This window comes from Microbacterium testaceum, assembly GCF_001476285.1.
Classification (GTDB): Bacteria; Actinomycetota; Actinomycetes; order Actinomycetales; family Microbacteriaceae; genus Microbacterium; species Microbacterium testaceum_B.
Genome location: NZ_LDRU01000003.1, coordinates 1 through 16,555, shown reverse-complemented (window position 1 = coordinate 16,555; position 16,555 = coordinate 1). Strand labels below are relative to the sequence as shown.

At 70.5% G+C, this 16,555-nt stretch carries 16 protein-coding genes and 1 tRNA gene; 5 read left to right on the top strand and 12 right to left on the bottom strand.

The window, feature by feature from the left end; translation table 11 throughout:
• Positions 1–47: 47 nt before the first annotated feature.
• From NS283_RS00965 to NS283_RS00930, 8 genes are read right to left on the bottom strand one after another with little or no spacing between them, the layout of a single operon-like run.
• On the bottom strand, positions 48–1,304 hold the full coding sequence (locus tag NS283_RS00965) for a ribulose-bisphosphate carboxylase large subunit family protein (RefSeq protein ID WP_058595015.1): 1,257 nt from the start codon (positions 1,302–1,304) through the stop codon (positions 48–50).
• On the bottom strand, positions 1,301–3,052 hold the full coding sequence (locus tag NS283_RS00960; RefSeq protein WP_058595014.1) for a hypothetical protein: 1,752 nt from the start codon (positions 3,050–3,052) through the stop codon (positions 1,301–1,303). The genes NS283_RS00965 and NS283_RS00960 overlap by 4 nt, the downstream gene beginning before the upstream one ends.
• A 19-nt stretch (positions 3,053–3,071) precedes the next feature.
• Positions 3,072–3,905: a phosphogluconate dehydrogenase C-terminal domain-containing protein gene (locus NS283_RS00955; RefSeq protein WP_058595013.1), complete on the bottom strand. Its 834-nt coding sequence runs from the start codon at positions 3,903–3,905 to the stop codon at positions 3,072–3,074.
• A gap of 29 nt (positions 3,906–3,934) precedes the next feature.
• Positions 3,935–5,302 (bottom strand): four-carbon acid sugar kinase family protein, encoded by a 1,368-nt coding sequence (locus NS283_RS00950; RefSeq protein ID WP_058595012.1) that lies wholly within the window; start codon positions 5,300–5,302, stop codon positions 3,935–3,937.
• Positions 5,299–6,285, bottom strand: a complete 987-nt coding sequence (locus tag NS283_RS00945; RefSeq protein WP_058595011.1) for an ABC transporter permease — start codon at positions 6,283–6,285, stop codon at positions 5,299–5,301. The genes NS283_RS00950 and NS283_RS00945 overlap by 4 nt, the downstream gene beginning before the upstream one ends.
• Positions 6,282–7,838, bottom strand: coding sequence for a sugar ABC transporter ATP-binding protein (locus NS283_RS00940; RefSeq protein WP_058595010.1), 1,557 nt, complete (start codon positions 7,836–7,838; stop codon positions 6,282–6,284). Before NS283_RS00940 ends, NS283_RS00945 begins: the two co-directional genes overlap by 4 nt.
• Complete coding sequence (locus NS283_RS00935; RefSeq protein ID WP_058595009.1) at positions 7,835–8,944, bottom strand: ABC transporter permease; 1,110 nt, start codon at positions 8,942–8,944, stop codon at positions 7,835–7,837. Before NS283_RS00935 ends, NS283_RS00940 begins: the two co-directional genes overlap by 4 nt.
• Before the next feature lie 32 nt (positions 8,945–8,976).
• On the bottom strand, positions 8,977–10,044 hold the full coding sequence (locus NS283_RS00930) for a sugar ABC transporter substrate-binding protein (RefSeq protein ID WP_206542527.1): 1,068 nt from the start codon (positions 10,042–10,044) through the stop codon (positions 8,977–8,979).
• A gap of 187 nt (positions 10,045–10,231) precedes the next feature.
• On the opposite strand from NS283_RS00930, the gene NS283_RS00925 reads away from it, so the two are divergent.
• Together NS283_RS00925 and NS283_RS00920 are read left to right on the top strand one after the other, a co-directional pair.
• Complete coding sequence (locus tag NS283_RS00925) at positions 10,232–10,951, top strand: FadR/GntR family transcriptional regulator (protein ID WP_058595008.1); 720 nt, start codon at positions 10,232–10,234, stop codon at positions 10,949–10,951.
• Positions 10,948–11,694 carry an SDR family NAD(P)-dependent oxidoreductase gene (locus NS283_RS00920; protein ID WP_058595007.1) on the top strand — a complete coding sequence of 249 codons (747 nt, stop codon included), beginning with the start codon at positions 10,948–10,950 and terminating at the stop codon, positions 11,692–11,694. Before NS283_RS00925 ends, NS283_RS00920 begins: the two co-directional genes overlap by 4 nt.
• A 27-nt stretch (positions 11,695–11,721) precedes the next feature.
• On the opposite strand, the gene NS283_RS00915 is transcribed toward NS283_RS00920, so the two are convergent.
• Positions 11,722–12,216 carry a MarR family winged helix-turn-helix transcriptional regulator gene (locus NS283_RS00915; protein WP_058595006.1) on the bottom strand — a complete coding sequence of 165 codons (495 nt, stop codon included), beginning with the start codon at positions 12,214–12,216 and terminating at the stop codon, positions 11,722–11,724.
• Between the two features lie 117 nt (positions 12,217–12,333).
• Between NS283_RS00915 and NS283_RS00910 the strand changes: the two genes are divergently transcribed.
• On the top strand, positions 12,334–13,140 hold the full coding sequence (locus tag NS283_RS00910; protein WP_058595005.1) for an MBL fold metallo-hydrolase: 807 nt from the start codon (positions 12,334–12,336) through the stop codon (positions 13,138–13,140).
• The gene (locus NS283_RS00905) at positions 13,131–13,544 is read left to right on the top strand and encodes a nuclear transport factor 2 family protein (protein WP_058595004.1); all 414 of its coding nucleotides are present in this window, start codon (positions 13,131–13,133) and stop codon (positions 13,542–13,544) included. Before NS283_RS00910 ends, NS283_RS00905 begins: the two co-directional genes overlap by 10 nt.
• A gap of 83 nt (positions 13,545–13,627) precedes the next feature.
• On the opposite strand, the gene NS283_RS00900 is transcribed toward NS283_RS00905, so the two are convergent.
• Both NS283_RS00900 and NS283_RS00895 read right to left on the bottom strand, forming a co-directional pair.
• Positions 13,628–13,703, bottom strand: a tRNA-Arg gene (locus NS283_RS00900).
• 14 nt (positions 13,704–13,717) lie between these two features.
• Entirely contained in the window at positions 13,718–14,452 is a 735-nt protein-coding gene (locus NS283_RS00895) for an NRDE family protein (RefSeq protein WP_058595003.1), read from the bottom strand.
• Positions 14,453–14,584: 132 nt separating this feature from the next.
• Here NS283_RS00895 and coaBC point away from each other — a divergent pair, with 132 nt between their 5' ends.
• Positions 14,585–15,787, top strand: coding sequence for a bifunctional phosphopantothenoylcysteine decarboxylase/phosphopantothenate--cysteine ligase CoaBC (gene coaBC / locus NS283_RS00890; RefSeq protein WP_058595002.1), 1,203 nt, complete (start codon positions 14,585–14,587; stop codon positions 15,785–15,787).
• A 13-nt stretch (positions 15,788–15,800) separates the two neighbouring features.
• On the opposite strand, the gene NS283_RS18800 is transcribed toward coaBC, so the two are convergent.
• Positions 15,801–16,555 (bottom strand): hypothetical protein (locus tag NS283_RS18800; protein WP_058595001.1); only part of this gene is annotated, 755 nt, incomplete at its 5' end.

Here is a 16,555-nt window from a genome sequence, read left to right as displayed (position 1 = left end):
GGCCCGCGCGGCCCGGGCGGCGGCCCGCGTGGCCTCCCGTGACCGTCTCAGCCGCCGGTCGCCCCGCGGAACGTCCGCAGTGCCGCCTCGAGATCCGGATGATCCGCGGCGTACGTGTCGAGGTCGATGCCCGCGAGAGCGGCATCCCAGGCCTGTCGAATACTGCGCACGCCGGCAGCGGGGCCGTCGGGGTGCGCCATGATCCCCCCGCCGCAGACGTACATCAGATCGTCCGTGCCGACGGCCGCGTACGTGTCGGCGGCCTGCTCGGCCGATTGCGCCGACGAGAAGACGGGCATGGCCGCGGGCCCGCCGTTGATCGGCTCGAGCACGGCGCGAGCCGAGGCGACGACCGAATCGTCCGGCTCCCAGAACTTGTTGCGCAGACCGTTGACGTGCAGGTGGTCGGCGCCCGCGAGGCGCCACAGCTGCTGCCATACCCGGTAGGAATAGCCGAGAAGCGGGAAGCGCGTCATCGCGCCCCAGCCGTTGCGGTGCGCGTGGATCGGCAGAGAGCTGTGCAGCCGCAGGTCGCGGAGGCCGGCGATGCCGACCGCGTTGACGCTCACCATGAGACAGTTGCCACCGCGCTCGGCGACGAGATCGGCCCGCCGACGCATCTCGTCGATGTCGCCGCTCAGGTTGACCGCGTACAGGGGACGCCGTCCCGTGACCTCCGCCGCACGGTCGAGGCCCCGCAGCACCGCGTCGAGGCGCTCCTCGAACGGCGAGTGCGGCGAGTCGGCCATCAGCTCGTCGTCCTTGATGAAGTCGAGGCCTGCGCGCGCGAGGTCTTCCGCGAGCACGCCGGTCTGCTCCGGCGTGAGGCCCACGCTCGGTTTGATGATCGTTCCGATGATCGGACCGGTGCGCACATCGGCGACCTCCCGCGTTCCCGCGGCGCCGAACTGCGGTCCCGGGTGCGCCCGTCCGAACGCCTCGGGAAGCTCGAGATCGGTCAGACGGATGCCGGAGAGCTGCTGCAGCTCGAAGAGGTTGCCCGCCACGGTGGCCAAGAGGTTGGGAAGGGCGGTGCCGACGTTCTCGAGGGGGAAGGACAGTTCGACCTCGCCGCGCTGCACAGGACCGGGGCCCCGAGAGCCTGACAGCGACGGCTCGCCGCCCTCCTCCGCGAGCACCACGCTCTCGACGCGCGCCGCGTGCCGGCGGTGCAGTTCGGGCGTCTCACCGGGAAGCGTGATGAACGTCCCCGTGGACTGCTCGCCGGCCATGGCGGCGGCAGCACGCTCGAGGCCGATCGAGGTCTCGATGACGTAGTGGGCGTGGATACGGTCGGAGCTCATGATGACGCTTTCGGATCGGGGGCGGAGAAGGGGGTGACCAGACGCACCGCGTACGGGGAGAGGTCGATGTCGACGCCGTCGACCTCGCCGTGCCGGGCACGGCCCGAGAGATCGCCGACGAGCGTCCCGGACTCCACGGGCAGCGCGACGAGACCGGCCCGGAGATCGAGGATCGGCGTCCCGATCGTCGCGGACGCAGCCACGGCGGCGATGACCTCGCCGGACGGGGTCAGGCGGGCGGTGCCGGCATCCGTCACTCCCCGGGGACCGCTCACCTCGAGCGTCGTCACACGCGAGACGTCCTCGGCGGCGAGGGTCGCGAGGGTGGCAAGCAGCCAGCTGGCGGCGAAGTCGTCGTGCTGACGCGGATCCACGGACTCCGGGTCGCGGTCGAGACGGTCGATGCGGTGCCCCTGACGGTACAGCGAACGCCGGGGCCGGAGGGTGAGGGCACCGATCCCGACAGGTCGACCCCCGCCCAGCCGCCGGGCGGTGTCGATCATCGCGGGCACCGCCTCGGTCGTCTCGATGATCGAGCGTTCGAAGCCGTCGTGCACCTGCGGAGTGAGGCTGAAGGTCACCTCGTCGGCGTCGACCGGATCGGGTTCGCCGCGGTTTAGTTCGGCGAGGTTGTCGTCCGTGCCCACGATGACGACAGCGCCCACGAGCTCGTCGGAGAGGGCGCGACGCACGAGCACGGCCGCGCCGCTCGGGGTCACCGGAGCTCCGAGCGAGAACACCAGCACCGCACGCAGCGCGGCGTGTCGCCGTGCGAGGCGCTCGCGGACCGCGCGGAGCGCAGCGTCCGAGTCGTCCCCGAGATGCAGGGCGAGCTCCAGCGGAAGGTCCTCGCACGCGTCCAACTGGTCGAGACCCCGGGCACCGCCGTTCTGACACACGACGTCGACCCGTACGTGGTCCACGCCGAGCCGTTCGACGCGCGAGCGCACCTCGTCGGCGCCGAGGTCGGCATCCCGGGGTCCGAGCTGAACGCCGAGGCTCGGGCGGGGACGCGGGGCAGAACGATCGGATCGAATCGCGAACGGTCCGAACGGATCCGCCGCCGCATCGACGGCCCCCGTCGCACGAGTGCAGGTGACGCGCAGATCGACCGCCTGGCGCACCCACTCCCCGGCCTCGAGCCGATACGGGTAGGGCAATGCCAGCGGGCGGCTGTAGGTCTTGAACGACGCGTCCGACCAGTTGCGCTGGTCTTCGGTCTCGAACACGTCTCCCTCGAGGGCGATGTGCAGCCGGCATCCGTCGGCGACGTCGAGGGCGAGTCCCGTGATCGCCGACCACGGCTGGTGCGGCGAGACGTGCTCGGGAAAGCGGGAACGGGAGCGGGTGCCCTCGGCGTGCGTCAGGTCGACCTCCGCACCGGCCTGTGTGAGCGGATGCAGGACGACCAGGCCGACGCGGTTCGTCTCGACCGCGCCGTCGACGACGGCATCGGCGGAGTACCGCAGGCGATCCCCGCCGACGCGGATGCGCGTGGTCGCCTCGACCGCCCCCGAGGGGAAGTCGTGCCGCGATCGCATCTCGACGACGACCTCCCGATCGGATCGTCGCGTCACACGGACGTCCCGATCGCCGACGATCGTTCCCCACGCGTCGTCCCGGACGACGAACTGGATGCCGCGCGCCACCTCGATGCCCGCGTAGGACACGTGGGCGAGGTCGCCCGTCGGGGTGAGATCGAACTCCCACGGCCCGACCGAGAAACGCTCCGCTGTCGCCTGCGTCATCCGTCCCGCTCCCCCGCCCTCAGTGGTTGACGATCTCGTCGACGCTGGCCGCGATGATCTCGTCGTCGAACACGCGCTTCCAGTCGTCCTTGAACAGGATGTCCTTCGCCGTGGCGATGGCTTTGAGCGCGCCGTCCGAGAACGGCGAGCCGATCTCCCCGAAGACGATGGCCAACTCGACGTTGACGTGACCGAGGATGAAGGCGCGCGCCGCCTCGGCGGGCACGCCCCGGCGGACGGCTTCGTCCATCGCCTCCTTGATGATCGTGACGCAGGTCGCAGCGGTGGTCTCGGCGAGCACCGGCTCGAGGAGCACCATGTTCTCGACGGTGATGCGGTGAGCCGTCAGCACGGGAGCGAAGAAGGCCCGGACGACCTCCTCGGCGCGAGCGTAGTCGGCCTCGTCCCCGGAGATGAGGGCGATCACCACGTCCTGCCGGGCGGCGACCCCGCCGAAGTAGTCGGTCTGCGCCACCGGGTCGGTCTCGGAATTGTTGAACACCGAGGGGTGGCACGGGTGGCACGCGACGAAGCTGACGTCGTCACGCTCGGGCAGGTGGCCGGCGTACGGCGCGGCGGCGTCGAGGACGATGAGCGTCGCGCCCGACTGCATGAGCGGAACGGCCTGCTCCGCGACGACGCCGATACGGTTGTCCGGCACGGCGAGGATCACGACGTCGGCGACCGAGACGGCATCCGCGAGACTCGTCGGTGTCGCACCGCGCTCGGCGAGGCGCGCGACGCCGGCCTCACTGGGCTCGACGAAGAGAAGGTCGTAGTCGGTGGAGAGGAGGTTGTCGGTGAGCCGCGAGCCCATCTTTCCTCCGGCGCCGACGAGGGCGATCGTGGTCATTTGTTCCCTTTCTGGTGGTTCTTTCGCCGTCACCGCGGGGCGTCCGCGACGAGGGCGTCGGCGCCCAGCTCGGCCAGCCGGACGAAGTAGTCGGGGCCGCCTACGCCCCCGCCTTTGAGGCACAGCTCGAGCCCGTCGATGCGCGGGTCGTCGCTGACGGCGGAGCACAGCGGCGCCCCGGGAGTGAGGCGTCGGGTCATGCGGAGAGCGCGGATGCCAAGGCCCCGCGCCACATGACCGGAGGTGTCGCCACCCGCGACGACGAGGCGAGACACATCGGCACGGGCGAGGACGCGCGCCGCGATGTCGGCGAGCGCCCGGGACAGATCTCCGCCCGCGACGGGGCGGGCACCGGGAGCGGGCGGTGGCGCGAAGACGAGGACGTGCTCGCCGTCGGTCACCGCGGAAGCCGCACGGGCGGCGACCTCCTCGCGGGCCCGTTCACCCGTGATCGGGTCGGTGACGGCGACCGGATCGAGGTCGACGCCCCGGAAGCCGGCGGCGAGCGCCGCCTCGGCCTGCCGCTGCGTCGCCGGAGCGCGAGAGCCCGAGACGACGAGCGTCGCACCGGGGGCACGGACGGCGCCCGCCGGCGCGAGGCCGCGTCGCTCCCACGCGGCGCCGAGTGCGTACTCGACACCGGAGGATCCCACCACCGCTGCCGTCGTCCCCCGCGCTGCGGCGCGGGTGAGGACACGATCAAGGGCACGCCCGACCTGGCGCTGCGTGGCCGCGCCGTCGACATCGAGCAGCACCACGCCGCGCTCCTCGCCGAGGACGGCGTCGACGCGATCGGCGACCTCGTCGTCGGCACCGTCGAGCGCCGCGACATCGAGGAGCGCGATCGGCAGCGCGGTCTGCGCGGCGAGATGCGCGCGCAGGTCGGCCTCGGTCATCGGGGTGATCGGGTGGACGGTCATCGCCGGGTGCCGATCCAGCCGGAACACCGTGCCCTCGAATGTCGCGAAGAGCGTGCCGAAGGCGGTCCAGCGGCCCAGCTGCGGCACGCCCACGACGAGCGGGACGGCGTCGTCCGAGCCGACCGCGGCGCGGAGGATCTCGGTCGCCCGGCCGATGCTGCCGATCGTCGGTGCCGAGTCGAACGTCGAGCACATCTTGTAGTGCAGGAGCGGGGCACCCAGTCGCGCGAGCGCTCCGAGAACCGGCGGGAGCTCGGCATCCATCTCCTCCGGCGACATCGTCCGGCCGATCCCGGCCACACCCACCGCGCGGACCCCGTCGTGTGCGGCGATCTCGTCGGGCGTCGGCGGGTCGAGGAACAGCAGCGTCGACAGTCCCAGATCCTCGAGGGTCTCCATCACGTCCGTGGATCCCGTGAAGTCGTCGCCGTAGAAGGTGAGCACGAGCCCGTCCGCGGGCGGCTGCGGCGCGGTCATCCCTCGGTCCTCTCCGACATGACGACCCGGCGGGTCAGCTTCTCGAGACGGCCGGTGCGCAGCGCGTCGATGAAGACGGCGAGCAGGATGATGCACGCCTGGATCATCGGCGTCACGTAAAGATCCACCTGCAGGAACTGCAGACCCGTCTGGATGAGCTGGATGAGGAGCGCGCCGACGACCGTCCCCGGGAAGACCGAGCCGCGTCCGCCGAACAGGCTCGTCCCGCCGAGCACCGCCGCCGCGATGGCGTCGAACTCGTCGCCCGAGCCGAAGCCGGGGGCGGCCGTGCGCAGTTGCGTCATCGCGACGAAGGCCGCGAGTCCGGACAGCGCGCCCGCGATGACGTAGACGGTGAACAGCACACGCCGTACCGGGATGCCGGCCCGCTCAGCCGCCGTGCGGTCCTCACCGGTGGCGAGGAGCTGGCGTCCGAACGGCGTCCGCGTGACCACCAGGTGGGCGATCAGCACGACGAGCGCGAAGATCCACACGGGAAGGGGGATGCCGAGGATCGGCTCCGAGCCCAGTCGCGTGATCACGTCGGGGTAGTTCACCTCGCGCGACTGGGACAGGCCGAGACCCGCTCCGCGGAACACCGTCAGCATCGCGAGCGTGACGATGAAGGGCACGAGCCGGAGGAACGAGATCGCGAAGCCGTTGACCGCGCCGAGGACCACGCCGACGCCGACCGCGAGGAGCGGGACGACGAACACGGGCAGGGCGGCGGCGTTGATCACCTGCCCCACGATGACGGCGGTGAGGTACAGCATCGAGCCCACCGAGAGATCGATTCCGGCCGTCATGAGCACGAGGGTCATGCCGACCGCGACGATGCCGATGTAGGCGGTGCTGCGGGCGACGTTCGCGAGCGTCTGCAGATCGAAGAAGCGCGGGTCCAGCAGGGAGAACACGACGAACACCACGATGAGCAGGATGATCGGCACGTTCGCCAGCGCGAGCTGGCGCAGTCTCTGCGTCATCGCGAGACCTCCTCGTCGAGCGGGGCATCGTCGGACGCCATCGGTGAAGCGGCGTTCTCGCCGAAGGCGGCGCCGAGGATGCGACGCGCGTCGAAGTCCCGACGGGCGAAGGAACCCACGAGCCGCCCCATCCGCATGACGAGGATGCGGTCGCAGATGCCGATCAGTTCGGGCAGCTCCGACGAGATCGCGAGCACCGCGGTGCCCGCGTCGGCGAGCTCGAGAGTGGTGCGATACACCTCGTACTGGGCACCCACGTCCACGCCCCGAGTGGGCTCGTCGAGGATGAACACGCGCGGCCTGGTCAACAACCACTTCGCGATGATGACCTTCTGCTGATTGCCGCCCGACAGCGACCGCACGGGCGCGCGATCGAGGTCGACGGACTTCAGGCGCAGGCCTTCGGTGACCTCGGCGACGTCGCGAGAGAGCGCTCGGCGCCGGACGGGCCCGAGCACTCCCCCGGCCCAACGTGTCAGCGAGGGCAGGGCCGCGTTGGTAAGCACCGGAGAGTCCATCAGGAGGCCCTCGCCGCGGCGGTCCTCGGTGACGAAAGCCAGTCCCCGGGCGATGCGTCCCCGCGTGGAATGCGCGGAGAGGTCTTCGCCGTCGACCCGCACGGTGCCGCGGTCGGCGGGGTCCAACCCGTAGATGATGCGTGCCAGCTCGGTGCGACCGGCGCCCATCAGGCCGAACAGTCCCACGACCTCCCCCTCGTGGACGGTCAGGTCGATGGCATCCACGACGCCCTTCGCCGAGAGGTCCCGCACCTCGAGGACCGGTGTGTCCGTCGCCGCGCCCCCGCGCCGGGGGAACCGGTCATCGAGGGTACGACCGACCATGAGCGTGATGACCTCGCTCACAGGGAGCTCGGATTGCGGACGCACGTCGACGAGTGCCCCGTCGCGCATGATCGCGATGCGGTCCGACAACCTCTCGATGTCCTCGAGGATGTGCGAGACGTAGATGATCGACGTTCCCGCGGCGGTGAGCGAGCCGATGAGCTCGAACAGGCGGGCGGTCTCGCGCGAGGTGAGCGAGGTCGTCGGCTCGTCGAGGATGACCAGCTTGGGCGACCCCACGGCGGCCTTCGCGATCTCGAGCATCTGGCGCTGCCCGGGGCTCAGATCCTCGACGAGGGTGGATGCCGAGAACGGCAGGTCCATGAGCGCGAGGGCTTCCTCGGCCCGGGCGCGAGCCGCGCGACGGTCGGTGAACACGCCGAGCCGGCGCGGCGAGTCGGTGAGGAACATGTTGTCGGCCACGGTGAGCGGGGCGAACAGATTGAGCTCCTGGTGCACGTGGGCGATGCCCGCACGCCGCGCCTCGGCCGGGCTGTGCGGCTCGTACAGGATGCCGTCGACGAAGAGCTCGCCCTCGTCGGGCCGGAAGACGCCGCCGACGATGTTCATGAGCGTGCTCTTGCCGGCACCGTTCTCGCCGACGAGGCCGAGGACCTCGCCGGGAGCGATTTCGAGAGAGATCCCCTTGTTCACGGGGACGCCGTAGAAGCCGTGCGACACCGCGTCGATGCGCAGGCGGGGCGCGGTCATCGGGCACCGCCCAGCAGTCGGGTCCGGGCGACGTCGAGAAGGGCGGCCGCCACGATCACGAGACCCTTCACGATGAAGACGACCGTGAACGGCAGGTTCAGCAGGTTCAGGCTGTTCGAGAGGACGACGAAGAACAGTGCCCCCAGAGCGGCCCCGAGGACCGATCCCTTCCCGCCGAAGAGCGACACCCCGCCGATCACGGCGGCGCCGATGACGTCGAGGAGCAGATCATCCGCGAGCGTCGGCCGCCCGGCCTCGAGACGGGCGGAGTAGAGGAGGCCGCCGACGGTGGCGAACACGCCGGACAGGGCATAGGCCGTGACCACGACGCGCTTGTACGGCACGCCCGAGATGATCGCCGCGTCCCGGTTGGTCCCGGCGGCGTAGATCCAGCCGCCGAAGGGCGTGCGCCCGAGGAGGTAGTGGGCCGCGACCCCCAGCGCGACGGCGATGAGGGCCGGAACCGTCAGGGCGCCCCAGAGCGACGTCTGTCCGATCGCGACGTAATCGTCGGGGAGGTTCGCGACGTTCTCGCTGCGGGTGAGCCACACGGCGACCGCGCTGAAGAGCAGCATCGTGCCGAGCGTCACCATGAACGGCGGCATCCGCAGTCGGGCAATGGCCAGCCCGTTCAGCGAACCGAGTAGTGCCCCGATGACCACGACGATGAGAAGAGCCGACAGGATGCCGGGCCATCCTCCCCCGAGCGGTCCGCCGTCCGGTCCGATCACCGTGTTCCACAGCACCGAGTTCTGGAACAGCGCGGGCTCGAGGGCTCGCGACACCAGGAGCGCGCCCACCGTGTTCGTGAGATTGATGATCGCCGTCTGCGCGAGGTCGATGCCTGCCAGCACGAGGACGAACGTCTGCCCGATCACGATGATCGCGAGGGGCCAGAAGTTGGACAGGACGTTGACCATGTTGCGCTCGGTCAGCAGGCCCCGAGCGAAGGGCGCCATGGCCAGGATGAAGACGACGATGAGGATCGCGACGAACCCCTCACCGGCGAGGAGCCGGCGAAGGAGCGCCCGATGCCGCGGCGGCGGTGCCGAGTCGCTCGACGACGAGGTCGTCGAGGCGGCCGGGGTGGGGGTGGTGGTCGACACGAGCGGGCGCTCCTTCCTGGTCGGTGTACGGGTCAGCTGGCGGGCGGGGTGATGACGCAACCCCACATGTCCTGCGAGCGGTCGGCGAAGTTGCTCGCCGTGAGGGCGAACCCGGGGTCGACGATCGTCTCGTCGGGGTCGGTCTCGCCCTTCTCGATCGCCGCACCCAGGGCGCCGAGCATCGCCGAGGCCTCCGAGAACAGGTCCTGCACGCCCGTGGCGTCGACGTAGCCCGATTCGATCAGGCCGCACGCGCGGTTGTCGCCGTCGAGGCCGCCCATGATCACGTGCCCCTCCTGGCCCACCGGCTTCCACTTGCCGAGCGGCTCGAGGACCGCCTGGATCTGCGGGAAGAGGAAGTCGCTCGAGGTGAAGAGCACATCGACGTTCGGGTTCGCCTGCATCGCTGCCTGCAGGTTGGACTGTCCGGTGGCGGCGTCCCAGTTGGTCTGCACCTCGATCGGTGCGAGGAACAGGTCGGGATTGGCCTCGATCACGTCCATGAACCCATTGCGCCGCTGGACGGCGTTCTGGTCGCTGAGGTTGCCGACCATGATGAGCGGCTGCACCTTGCGGCCGAGCTTGGTGGCCTCGTCGGCGAGGTACTGCACCGTCTGGGCCGCGACATCGCGGTTGTCGGCGACCGAGATGATCGCCGCGCCGTCCTCGGACGCCGGCGGTCGGTTGAAGATCCCGATCGGGATGTCGGCGTCGTTCGCCTCTTTGATGATGGTGTTCGCGCTGGACCCGTCCTCGGGGATGACGATGATGCCGTCGACGCCCTGCGTGATGCAGTCCCGCACCTGCTCCAGCTGGCGGTTGGGATCCTCGTTCGAGTTGTGCTCGATGACGGTCGCGTTCGCGGCGGCCAGCGAGTCGCCGATCGATTTGATGCCCGCTGCCCAGAACTCCGTCTCGCTGCCCGAGAAACCGAAGCAGATGCGCTTGCCGCTGAGGTCGGATCCGACCTCGACGCTGATGTCCTGCTCCGCAGCGGCGGAGTTGCCCCCCGCCCCTCCGCCGGTGGTTCCGCACGCGGTGAGAGCGCTGACGAGGGCGAGCGCTGCGGCGGCAGCGCCCAGTGCACGGTAACGGATCACGAGGCCTCCTTGACTCGGAATACGGCAAACCATTGCTGCCGTCGGTTCTCTCGAAACGTAGCCACGGTTCCTACAAATCGCAAGTTTTACGCGCCATTCGGCCTATTCGGTATTTGGTATACCAAAAACACTGCTACCGTTTGGCTCGCCCATCATCGATGATGGTTCGAAAGCGAAAGCGAGAGTCATGAGCGACTTCGGCCCCCTCACGCGGCAACCGTCCCTGGCAACCCGCGTGTCGGACGAGCTGTTGGAGGCGATCGCCTCCGGACGTTTCCGCGCGGGTGAGCGCCTGCCCAGCGAGCGCGAGATGAGCGAACGCTTCGGGGTGTCGCGCACGGTCATCCGAGAGGCGATCCGCACCCTCTACGCCAAGGGAGTGCTCGAGGTGTCCGAGGGCCGCGGGACGCAGATCGCCACCGTCTCGGCGAGCCGCGTCACCGAAGCCCTCGAGGTCTATCTGCGTGGAGCGCAGTCCCAGGACCTCCTCCGCCCCGAGCACATCGCCGAGGTCCGCGAGACGCTGGAGACCCGTCTCGTCGAGCTGGCGTGCGCGCGCGCGACCGACGACGACCTCGACGCCATCTCGGCCGCCCACGAGCGAATGGCGGCCGCACGCGACGCGGACACCGCCGCCGTCCACGACGCCGAGTTCCATCGACTTCTCGCGCGCTCGACGCACAACGCCCTCATGCTCACCCTCATCGAATCGATCAACGCCACGATGAAGGCCATCCGCTCGACGAGCCTGTCCACCGAGGGTCGCCTGCCGATCGCGCTGGCCGAACACGCCGCCGTCCTCGACGCGGTCCGCGCGCGTGATCCGGAGGCGGCGCGACGGGCGATGCGCCGTCACCTCGACGGGTCCGAGCGCTACTACGACGCCGCGACAGAGGCACCCGCATGACCGGCCGCCTGGAGGGCAAGGTGGCCCTCGTCACCGGCGCCGCGTCGGGAATCGGCCTCGCGACCGCCCAGCGCTTCGCACGGGAGGGGGCGCGGGTGTTCGGGCTCGACCGCGACGGCGACCGACTCTCTGCGGCACTCGACGGGACCGGGCGCGCGCTCGTCGCCGACATCACCGATGAACACTCCGTCGCCGCGGCCTTCCGGCAGGTGCACGATGCGCACGGTCGGCTCGACGTCGTCGTCGCCAACGCCGGAGTGCAGTTGTTCGGCGCGGACGCGCCCATCGCCGACCTCGATCTCGAGGTGTGGCAGCGCACCGTCGACATCAACCTCACCGGCACCTTCCTCACCGTGAAGCACGCCGTCCGGGCGATGCTCGCCACGGGCGGGGCGATCCTCGTCACCGGCAGCCCCACCGCCCTGACCGGCGAGGGTGCCCCGTATACGGCGTACTCCACGACGAAGGCCGGCGGGATGGGACTCGTGCGCACGGTCGCCGCGGCCTACGCCCCGGTCGGCATCCGCGTCAACAGTGTCGTGCCCGGCTTCACCGCCACGCCCCTCGTCGCCGCGCTGGCGGACGACGCGGCCTCGCGCGCCGACATCGTGTCGCGCGTGCCCCTCGGTCGCGCCGGAACCCCTGACGACGTGGCCGCGATGATGGTGTACCTCGCCTCCGACGAGGCGTCGTTCACGACCGGCAGCACGTACTTCGTCGATGGCGGCATGACTGTGCTCTGAGGCCCCGCGCGGTCTCCGACCGCCTAGTCAGGGCATGACGGGCAGGCTGGCCGACGCCGTCTTGCTCAGTGCGCGCACGCCCGCCGCAAACGCCTCGACGCTCCCCTCGGGGAGCGCATCGATCAGGAACGTCTGGATGTTCCGCGCGTGCACGGCGCTCGCCTCGCGCACGGTTCGCTCGCCGAGGGGCGTCAGGCGCACGAGTTGCACACGGCCGTCCTCCGCGGATGCATGCCGTTCGACCAGCCCCTGCTCGACGCCGCGGTGAACGAGGCGCGTGGCCCCGCCGGAGGTCACGACCTTGGCCTGGGCGATGTCCTTGAGCGAGACGCCGGTCTCGCCGCCGCGGGCGACGATGAGGAGCAGCTCGAAGATCGGATGCGTCAGGCCAGTGGCATCCTCGAGCTCTTTCGCGAGGAGGTACTCGAACCCGTTCGCCGCGGCCAGCAGACGCCCGAACAGCAGGATCCGGGGGTCGTGCGCGGCGTCGGTGGCGGAGTCGAAGGGGGTCGGGGCGGACATCCTCACAGGGTACGAGGCGGTCGCGCAAAAAACTTCGACAACACGGGAATAGCTGACTGCTCAGCTAATGTTCTTCCGGATACGCCGCGATCGCGGCACCACTCGGAAGGAAAAACCATGGCTCTGGACTTCACCGTTCTCGATCTCGACTTCCCCGCGGGGTCGAAGAACAAGACCGCCACCCTCGTCACCGGCGAGACCGAGGCCGTCCTCGTCGACGCCGGCTTCACGCGCGCCGACGGGCACCGCCTCGTCGCCGCCGTGCTCGACTCGGGCAAGAAGCTGACGACCGTCTTCGTCAGTCACGCCGACCCCGACTTCTACTTCGGCCTCGAGGCCATCGCCGACGCCTTCCCGGATGCCGAGATCGTGGCGACCCCGATCGTCATCGACCACATCCAGCACTCGTTCGAGGGCAAGCTGAAGGCCTGGGCCGCTCTCGGCACCAACCTCCCCACGCGTCTCGTGGAGATCTCGCCGCTGACGGCCGACGCCCTCGTCGTCGACGGGGAGCGCCTCGAACTGCGCGGCAGCTCGGAGATCCTGCCCGACCGCCAGTACCTGTGGAACGCGGAGCACCGCGCGATCCTTGGCGGCGTCCTCGTCTTCCAGCAGGAGCACGTGTGGACCGCCGACACCGCCACCCCCGAGAAGCGTGCCGCGTGGACCGCCCTGCTCGACGAGATGGATGCCTTGCACCCCACGTTCGTGGTTCCCGGTCACCGCCTGCCGGGCACCGCGACCGACGCGAGCGCGATCGCCTACACGCGCGACTACCTGCGGGCGTTCGAGCACATCCTCGACGAGTCCGCCGACGGCGCGGCCGTGACCGCGACCCTCATCGAGCGGTACCCTGCGGCGGGAATGCTGATCGCCGCTCAGATCGGTCCGAAGGTCGCCAAGGGAGAGATGTCATGGGGCTGAACGAACACACCGTCTCGGACGCGCCGCGCGACGTCGTCCGCCGCCAGTACCTCGCCTCCGCCGCGGGCGACCTCGACGCGCTGCGCGCCACCCTGGCGCCCGACGTCGAGTGGACCGAGATGGCCGGCTTCCCCCTCGCCGGCACCTACCGCACGCCCGAGGGCGTGACCTCGAACGTCATGGAGCGCCTCGGGCAGGAGTGGGAGGGGTGGACCGCCCACGATGACACCTACGTCGTCGACGGCGAGAACGTCGTCGTCCTGGCCCGCTACACCGCCACTCACTGCACGACGGGCAAGCCGCTCGCGGTCCGCGTCGCGCACCACTTCGTCGTCCGCGGCGGCCTCATCGTGCGCTTCGAGCAGTTCACCGACACCGCACTGGTCCGCGACGCCGCCGAGTGAGGTCGTGCGGCGACGCGCGGAACCGGGGCCGGCTTCGCGCGTCGCCGTTTCGCGTCGCCCGCAGCACGGTCGTCGTCATCGAGTGGTGCCCCCGACAGGATTCGAACCTGCGACGCCCGCGTTAGGAGTGCGGCGCTCTATCCCCTGAGCTACGGAGGCGGGATGCCACCAGCCTACCGTCGCGACAGGGGGTCGCCCGAGAACAGCCGCGTCGGCAGACCTTCGTCCCATCGCCCCGGTTCGGGAAGGGCCGCCTCCCTCACCTCGACACCGTCCGCTCCGATGCGGGCCGTGCACACGAGCAGCGATTCGAGCACGAGACCGTCATGCGCATCTCGCCGGAGGACCGACGATCCGGGATCGTGTGTCGAGTTCTCGACGACCGCGAGCCACGGCTCGAACCAGTTCGGTCCCGCGCCCACTCCGGCGCGACGGAACTCGTCGAGCCATCGGGCGATCCGCGGAGTTCCCGGGTCATCCGCCGCGTGGTGCGCGATCATGTGGGTCCCGGGTTCCAGCCGCGTGCGCTGCGTCCGCAGACCGTCCCACTCGACGAGGTATGCACCCGTGGCATCCACTTCGACGAGATTGAACCCCCGGGTCGGAGGATTCTCCGGAATCCCGTCGGCCAGCGCGTCGAGAGCGATCGCGCCGCGGCTGACCACCTCGTCGTCGCCGCGGGCCGAGAGGTCCTCGCGGTTGAGCAGCACCGCCAATCGACGGCGGTCGGGGTCGACCGCGAGCCACGCGCCACCGGCGCGGTCGTCGCGCACGCCGAGAACACGCGGTCGATCCGGCCACCAGGGCCCGATGCCGCGCCAGGGACGCTCACGATCCTCGTCCCGGACGGCGAGGAGCCGCACCGGCTCGCCCTCCACGGCGGGGACATCGATCACGACGGTGCACACCCGCTCCACGCTACCCGCGCCGCGCGGACGGGGGTCGCACCGCATGCCCGACCGCTCCCCTCGCCTTCCTTCCCGACCGGCATCTGAACGAGCCGGGCGCCGGGAAGAGCCCCCACCTGGAAGACTGGGGCGATGTTCATCGTCGTCGGGGTCACCGGGGGAATCGCCGCCTACAAGACCGTGGGGCTCGTGCGCCTCCTCGTGAAAGCGGGGCACGACGTGCACGTCATCCCGACCGACGACGCCCTGCGCTTCGTGGGGGCTCCGACGTGGGAGGCGATCAGCCGCAACCCCGTCACTACGTCGGTTCACGACGATGTCGCGCGGGTCCGCCACGTCGCGCTCGGGCAATCGGCCGAGCTCGTGATCGTCGCCCCCGCCACGGCGAACACCCTCGCCGCGATGACCGCGGGCTTGGCATCCGATCTCCTCGGCACGACCCTCCTCGCGACGACCGCGCCCGTGGTGGTCGCCCCGGCGATGCACACCGAGATGTGGCGGCACCCGGCGACCACCCACAACATGCGGGTGCTGAGGGAACGTGGGGTCCACGTCGTCGGCCCCGCGGACGGAGCCCTCACGGGCGGCGACTCGGGTCCGGGTCGCATGTCGGAGCCCGAGGACATCGCCGCCGCAGCTCTCGCCCTCGTCGAACGACCTCGCGATCTCGAGGGTGTATCGGTGGTCGTCAGCGCCGGCGGCACGCGCGAGCCCATCGACCCGGTCCGCTTCCTCGGCAACCGTTCGAGCGGTCGACAGGGCGTCGCGATTGCGCGAGCCGCCGCCGACCGCGGCGCCCTCGTGACCCTCGTCGCGGCGCACCTCGACGCCGACGTCGTCCCCGATCCGCGGGTCGAGGTCATCGCCGTCGCGACCGCCGATGAACTGGGCAGGGCGATGGATGCCACGGCCCCCGACGCCGACGTCGTCGTCATGGCCGCGGCGGTCGCCGACTACTCCGTGGCCTCTGTGTCGGAGAACAAGATCCGCAAGCAGGACGCCCCCGGAGGACTCACTCTCGAGCTCGTCGAGAACCGCGACATCGTGGCCGGTCTCGTCGCCGCGCGCCGTGACGGGCAGACGATCGTCGCATTCGCCGCCGAGACGGTCCGCGACGACGACGAACTGCTCGAACGCGCGCGAGCGAAAGCCGCGCGCAAGGGCGTCGACCTGCTGGCGGCGAACGCGGTCGGCTGGACGCAGGGGTTCGAGTCGACCGACAACGCGCTCGTGATCGTCGAACGCGAGGGCGAGGTCGTGGCGGTGGCATCCGGCTCGAAGGACGACACCGCCCACGCGCTACTCGATGCGATCGTCGCCCACCGACAGGGCTGATCGCGATGGGCGATCAGTAGCTGTAGTAGTACGCGACCTGCTCGATGAGGGCGAACACCTCGCGGAGGACGACCACGGCCCAGATCGTCGCGGCGATGAGCGACACGACGGTCACGGCGATGAAACCCCAGATCGGGCCGAGTCCCTTGCCGGTCTGCCGGCGCAGGACGATCCCGCGGCCGATGACGTAGACGCCGGACGAGATCAGGAAGACGAAGAACGCCCATGCCCAGTGGAACGGGTTCTGGATTCCGCGCGCACGGAGCTGACGCCAGTCGAGGAACGCGAAGAGGATGCTGAGACCCGCGATCACGAGCGAGAGGACGCTCACCCCCAGCGTGGCGAGGGTCGTTCCGAGCGACGCGCTCAGCATGGAAGACGAGTAGCCGCTGCTCTCGGAGAACGCCGCCGAGTAGATCGCCTGTTCCAGGATCGACCGCCAGTCGACCAGGAACAACGACAGCAACTGCACCAGGGGCAGGGCGACGATCAGCCACACCCAGACCGTGTCGGTGGGAACACCGCTCTTCGCGGGGCTCGCGGGGGCGGACGCTCCGGCGTAGCCCGGGGCGGCCGGGTATCCCGGCGCCGCGGGATACCCCGGCGCGGCACCGTAGCCCGGAGACGCAGGGAAACCCGGGGTCGAGGCGGCGGCCGCACCCGGGTAGCCCGGTGCGGTGGAGTAGGCCGGAGTGCCGGCGGGGGCCGCGGGAGCGGCGGGAGCCGCGGGCGCGACGGGAGCCGCGGGAGCGACGGGAGCCGCGGGAG

Excerpts from the sequence above, each read along its gene's own strand:
- NS283_RS00960 (WP_058595014.1), bottom strand. The coding sequence starts at position 3,052 with ATGACGCAGGCGACAGCGGAGCGTTTCTCGGTCGGGCCGTGGGAGTTC.
- NS283_RS00915 (WP_058595006.1), bottom strand. The coding sequence starts at position 12,216 with ATGTCCGCCCCGACCCCCTTCGACTCCGCCACCGACGCCGCGCACGAC.
- NS283_RS00910 (WP_058595005.1), top strand. The coding sequence starts at position 12,334 with ATGGCTCTGGACTTCACCGTTCTCGATCTCGACTTCCCCGCGGGGTCG.
- NS283_RS00950 (WP_058595012.1), bottom strand. The coding sequence starts at position 5,302 with ATGACCGCGCCGCAGCCGCCCGCGGACGGGCTCGTGCTCACCTTCTAC.
- NS283_RS00925 (WP_058595008.1), top strand. The coding sequence starts at position 10,232 with ATGAGCGACTTCGGCCCCCTCACGCGGCAACCGTCCCTGGCAACCCGC.
- NS283_RS00905 (WP_058595004.1), top strand. The coding sequence starts at position 13,131 with ATGGGGCTGAACGAACACACCGTCTCGGACGCGCCGCGCGACGTCGTC.
- NS283_RS00955 (WP_058595013.1), bottom strand. The coding sequence starts at position 3,905 with ATGACCACGATCGCCCTCGTCGGCGCCGGAGGAAAGATGGGCTCGCGG.
- NS283_RS00940 (WP_058595010.1), bottom strand. The coding sequence starts at position 7,838 with ATGACCGCGCCCCGCCTGCGCATCGACGCGGTGTCGCACGGCTTCTAC.
- NS283_RS00965 (WP_058595015.1), bottom strand. The coding sequence starts at position 1,304 with ATGAGCTCCGACCGTATCCACGCCCACTACGTCATCGAGACCTCGATC.
- NS283_RS00945 (WP_058595011.1), bottom strand. The coding sequence starts at position 6,285 with ATGACGCAGAGACTGCGCCAGCTCGCGCTGGCGAACGTGCCGATCATC.
- NS283_RS00920 (WP_058595007.1), top strand. The coding sequence starts at position 10,948 with ATGACCGGCCGCCTGGAGGGCAAGGTGGCCCTCGTCACCGGCGCCGCG.
- coaBC (WP_058595002.1), top strand. The coding sequence starts at position 14,585 with ATGTTCATCGTCGTCGGGGTCACCGGGGGAATCGCCGCCTACAAGACC.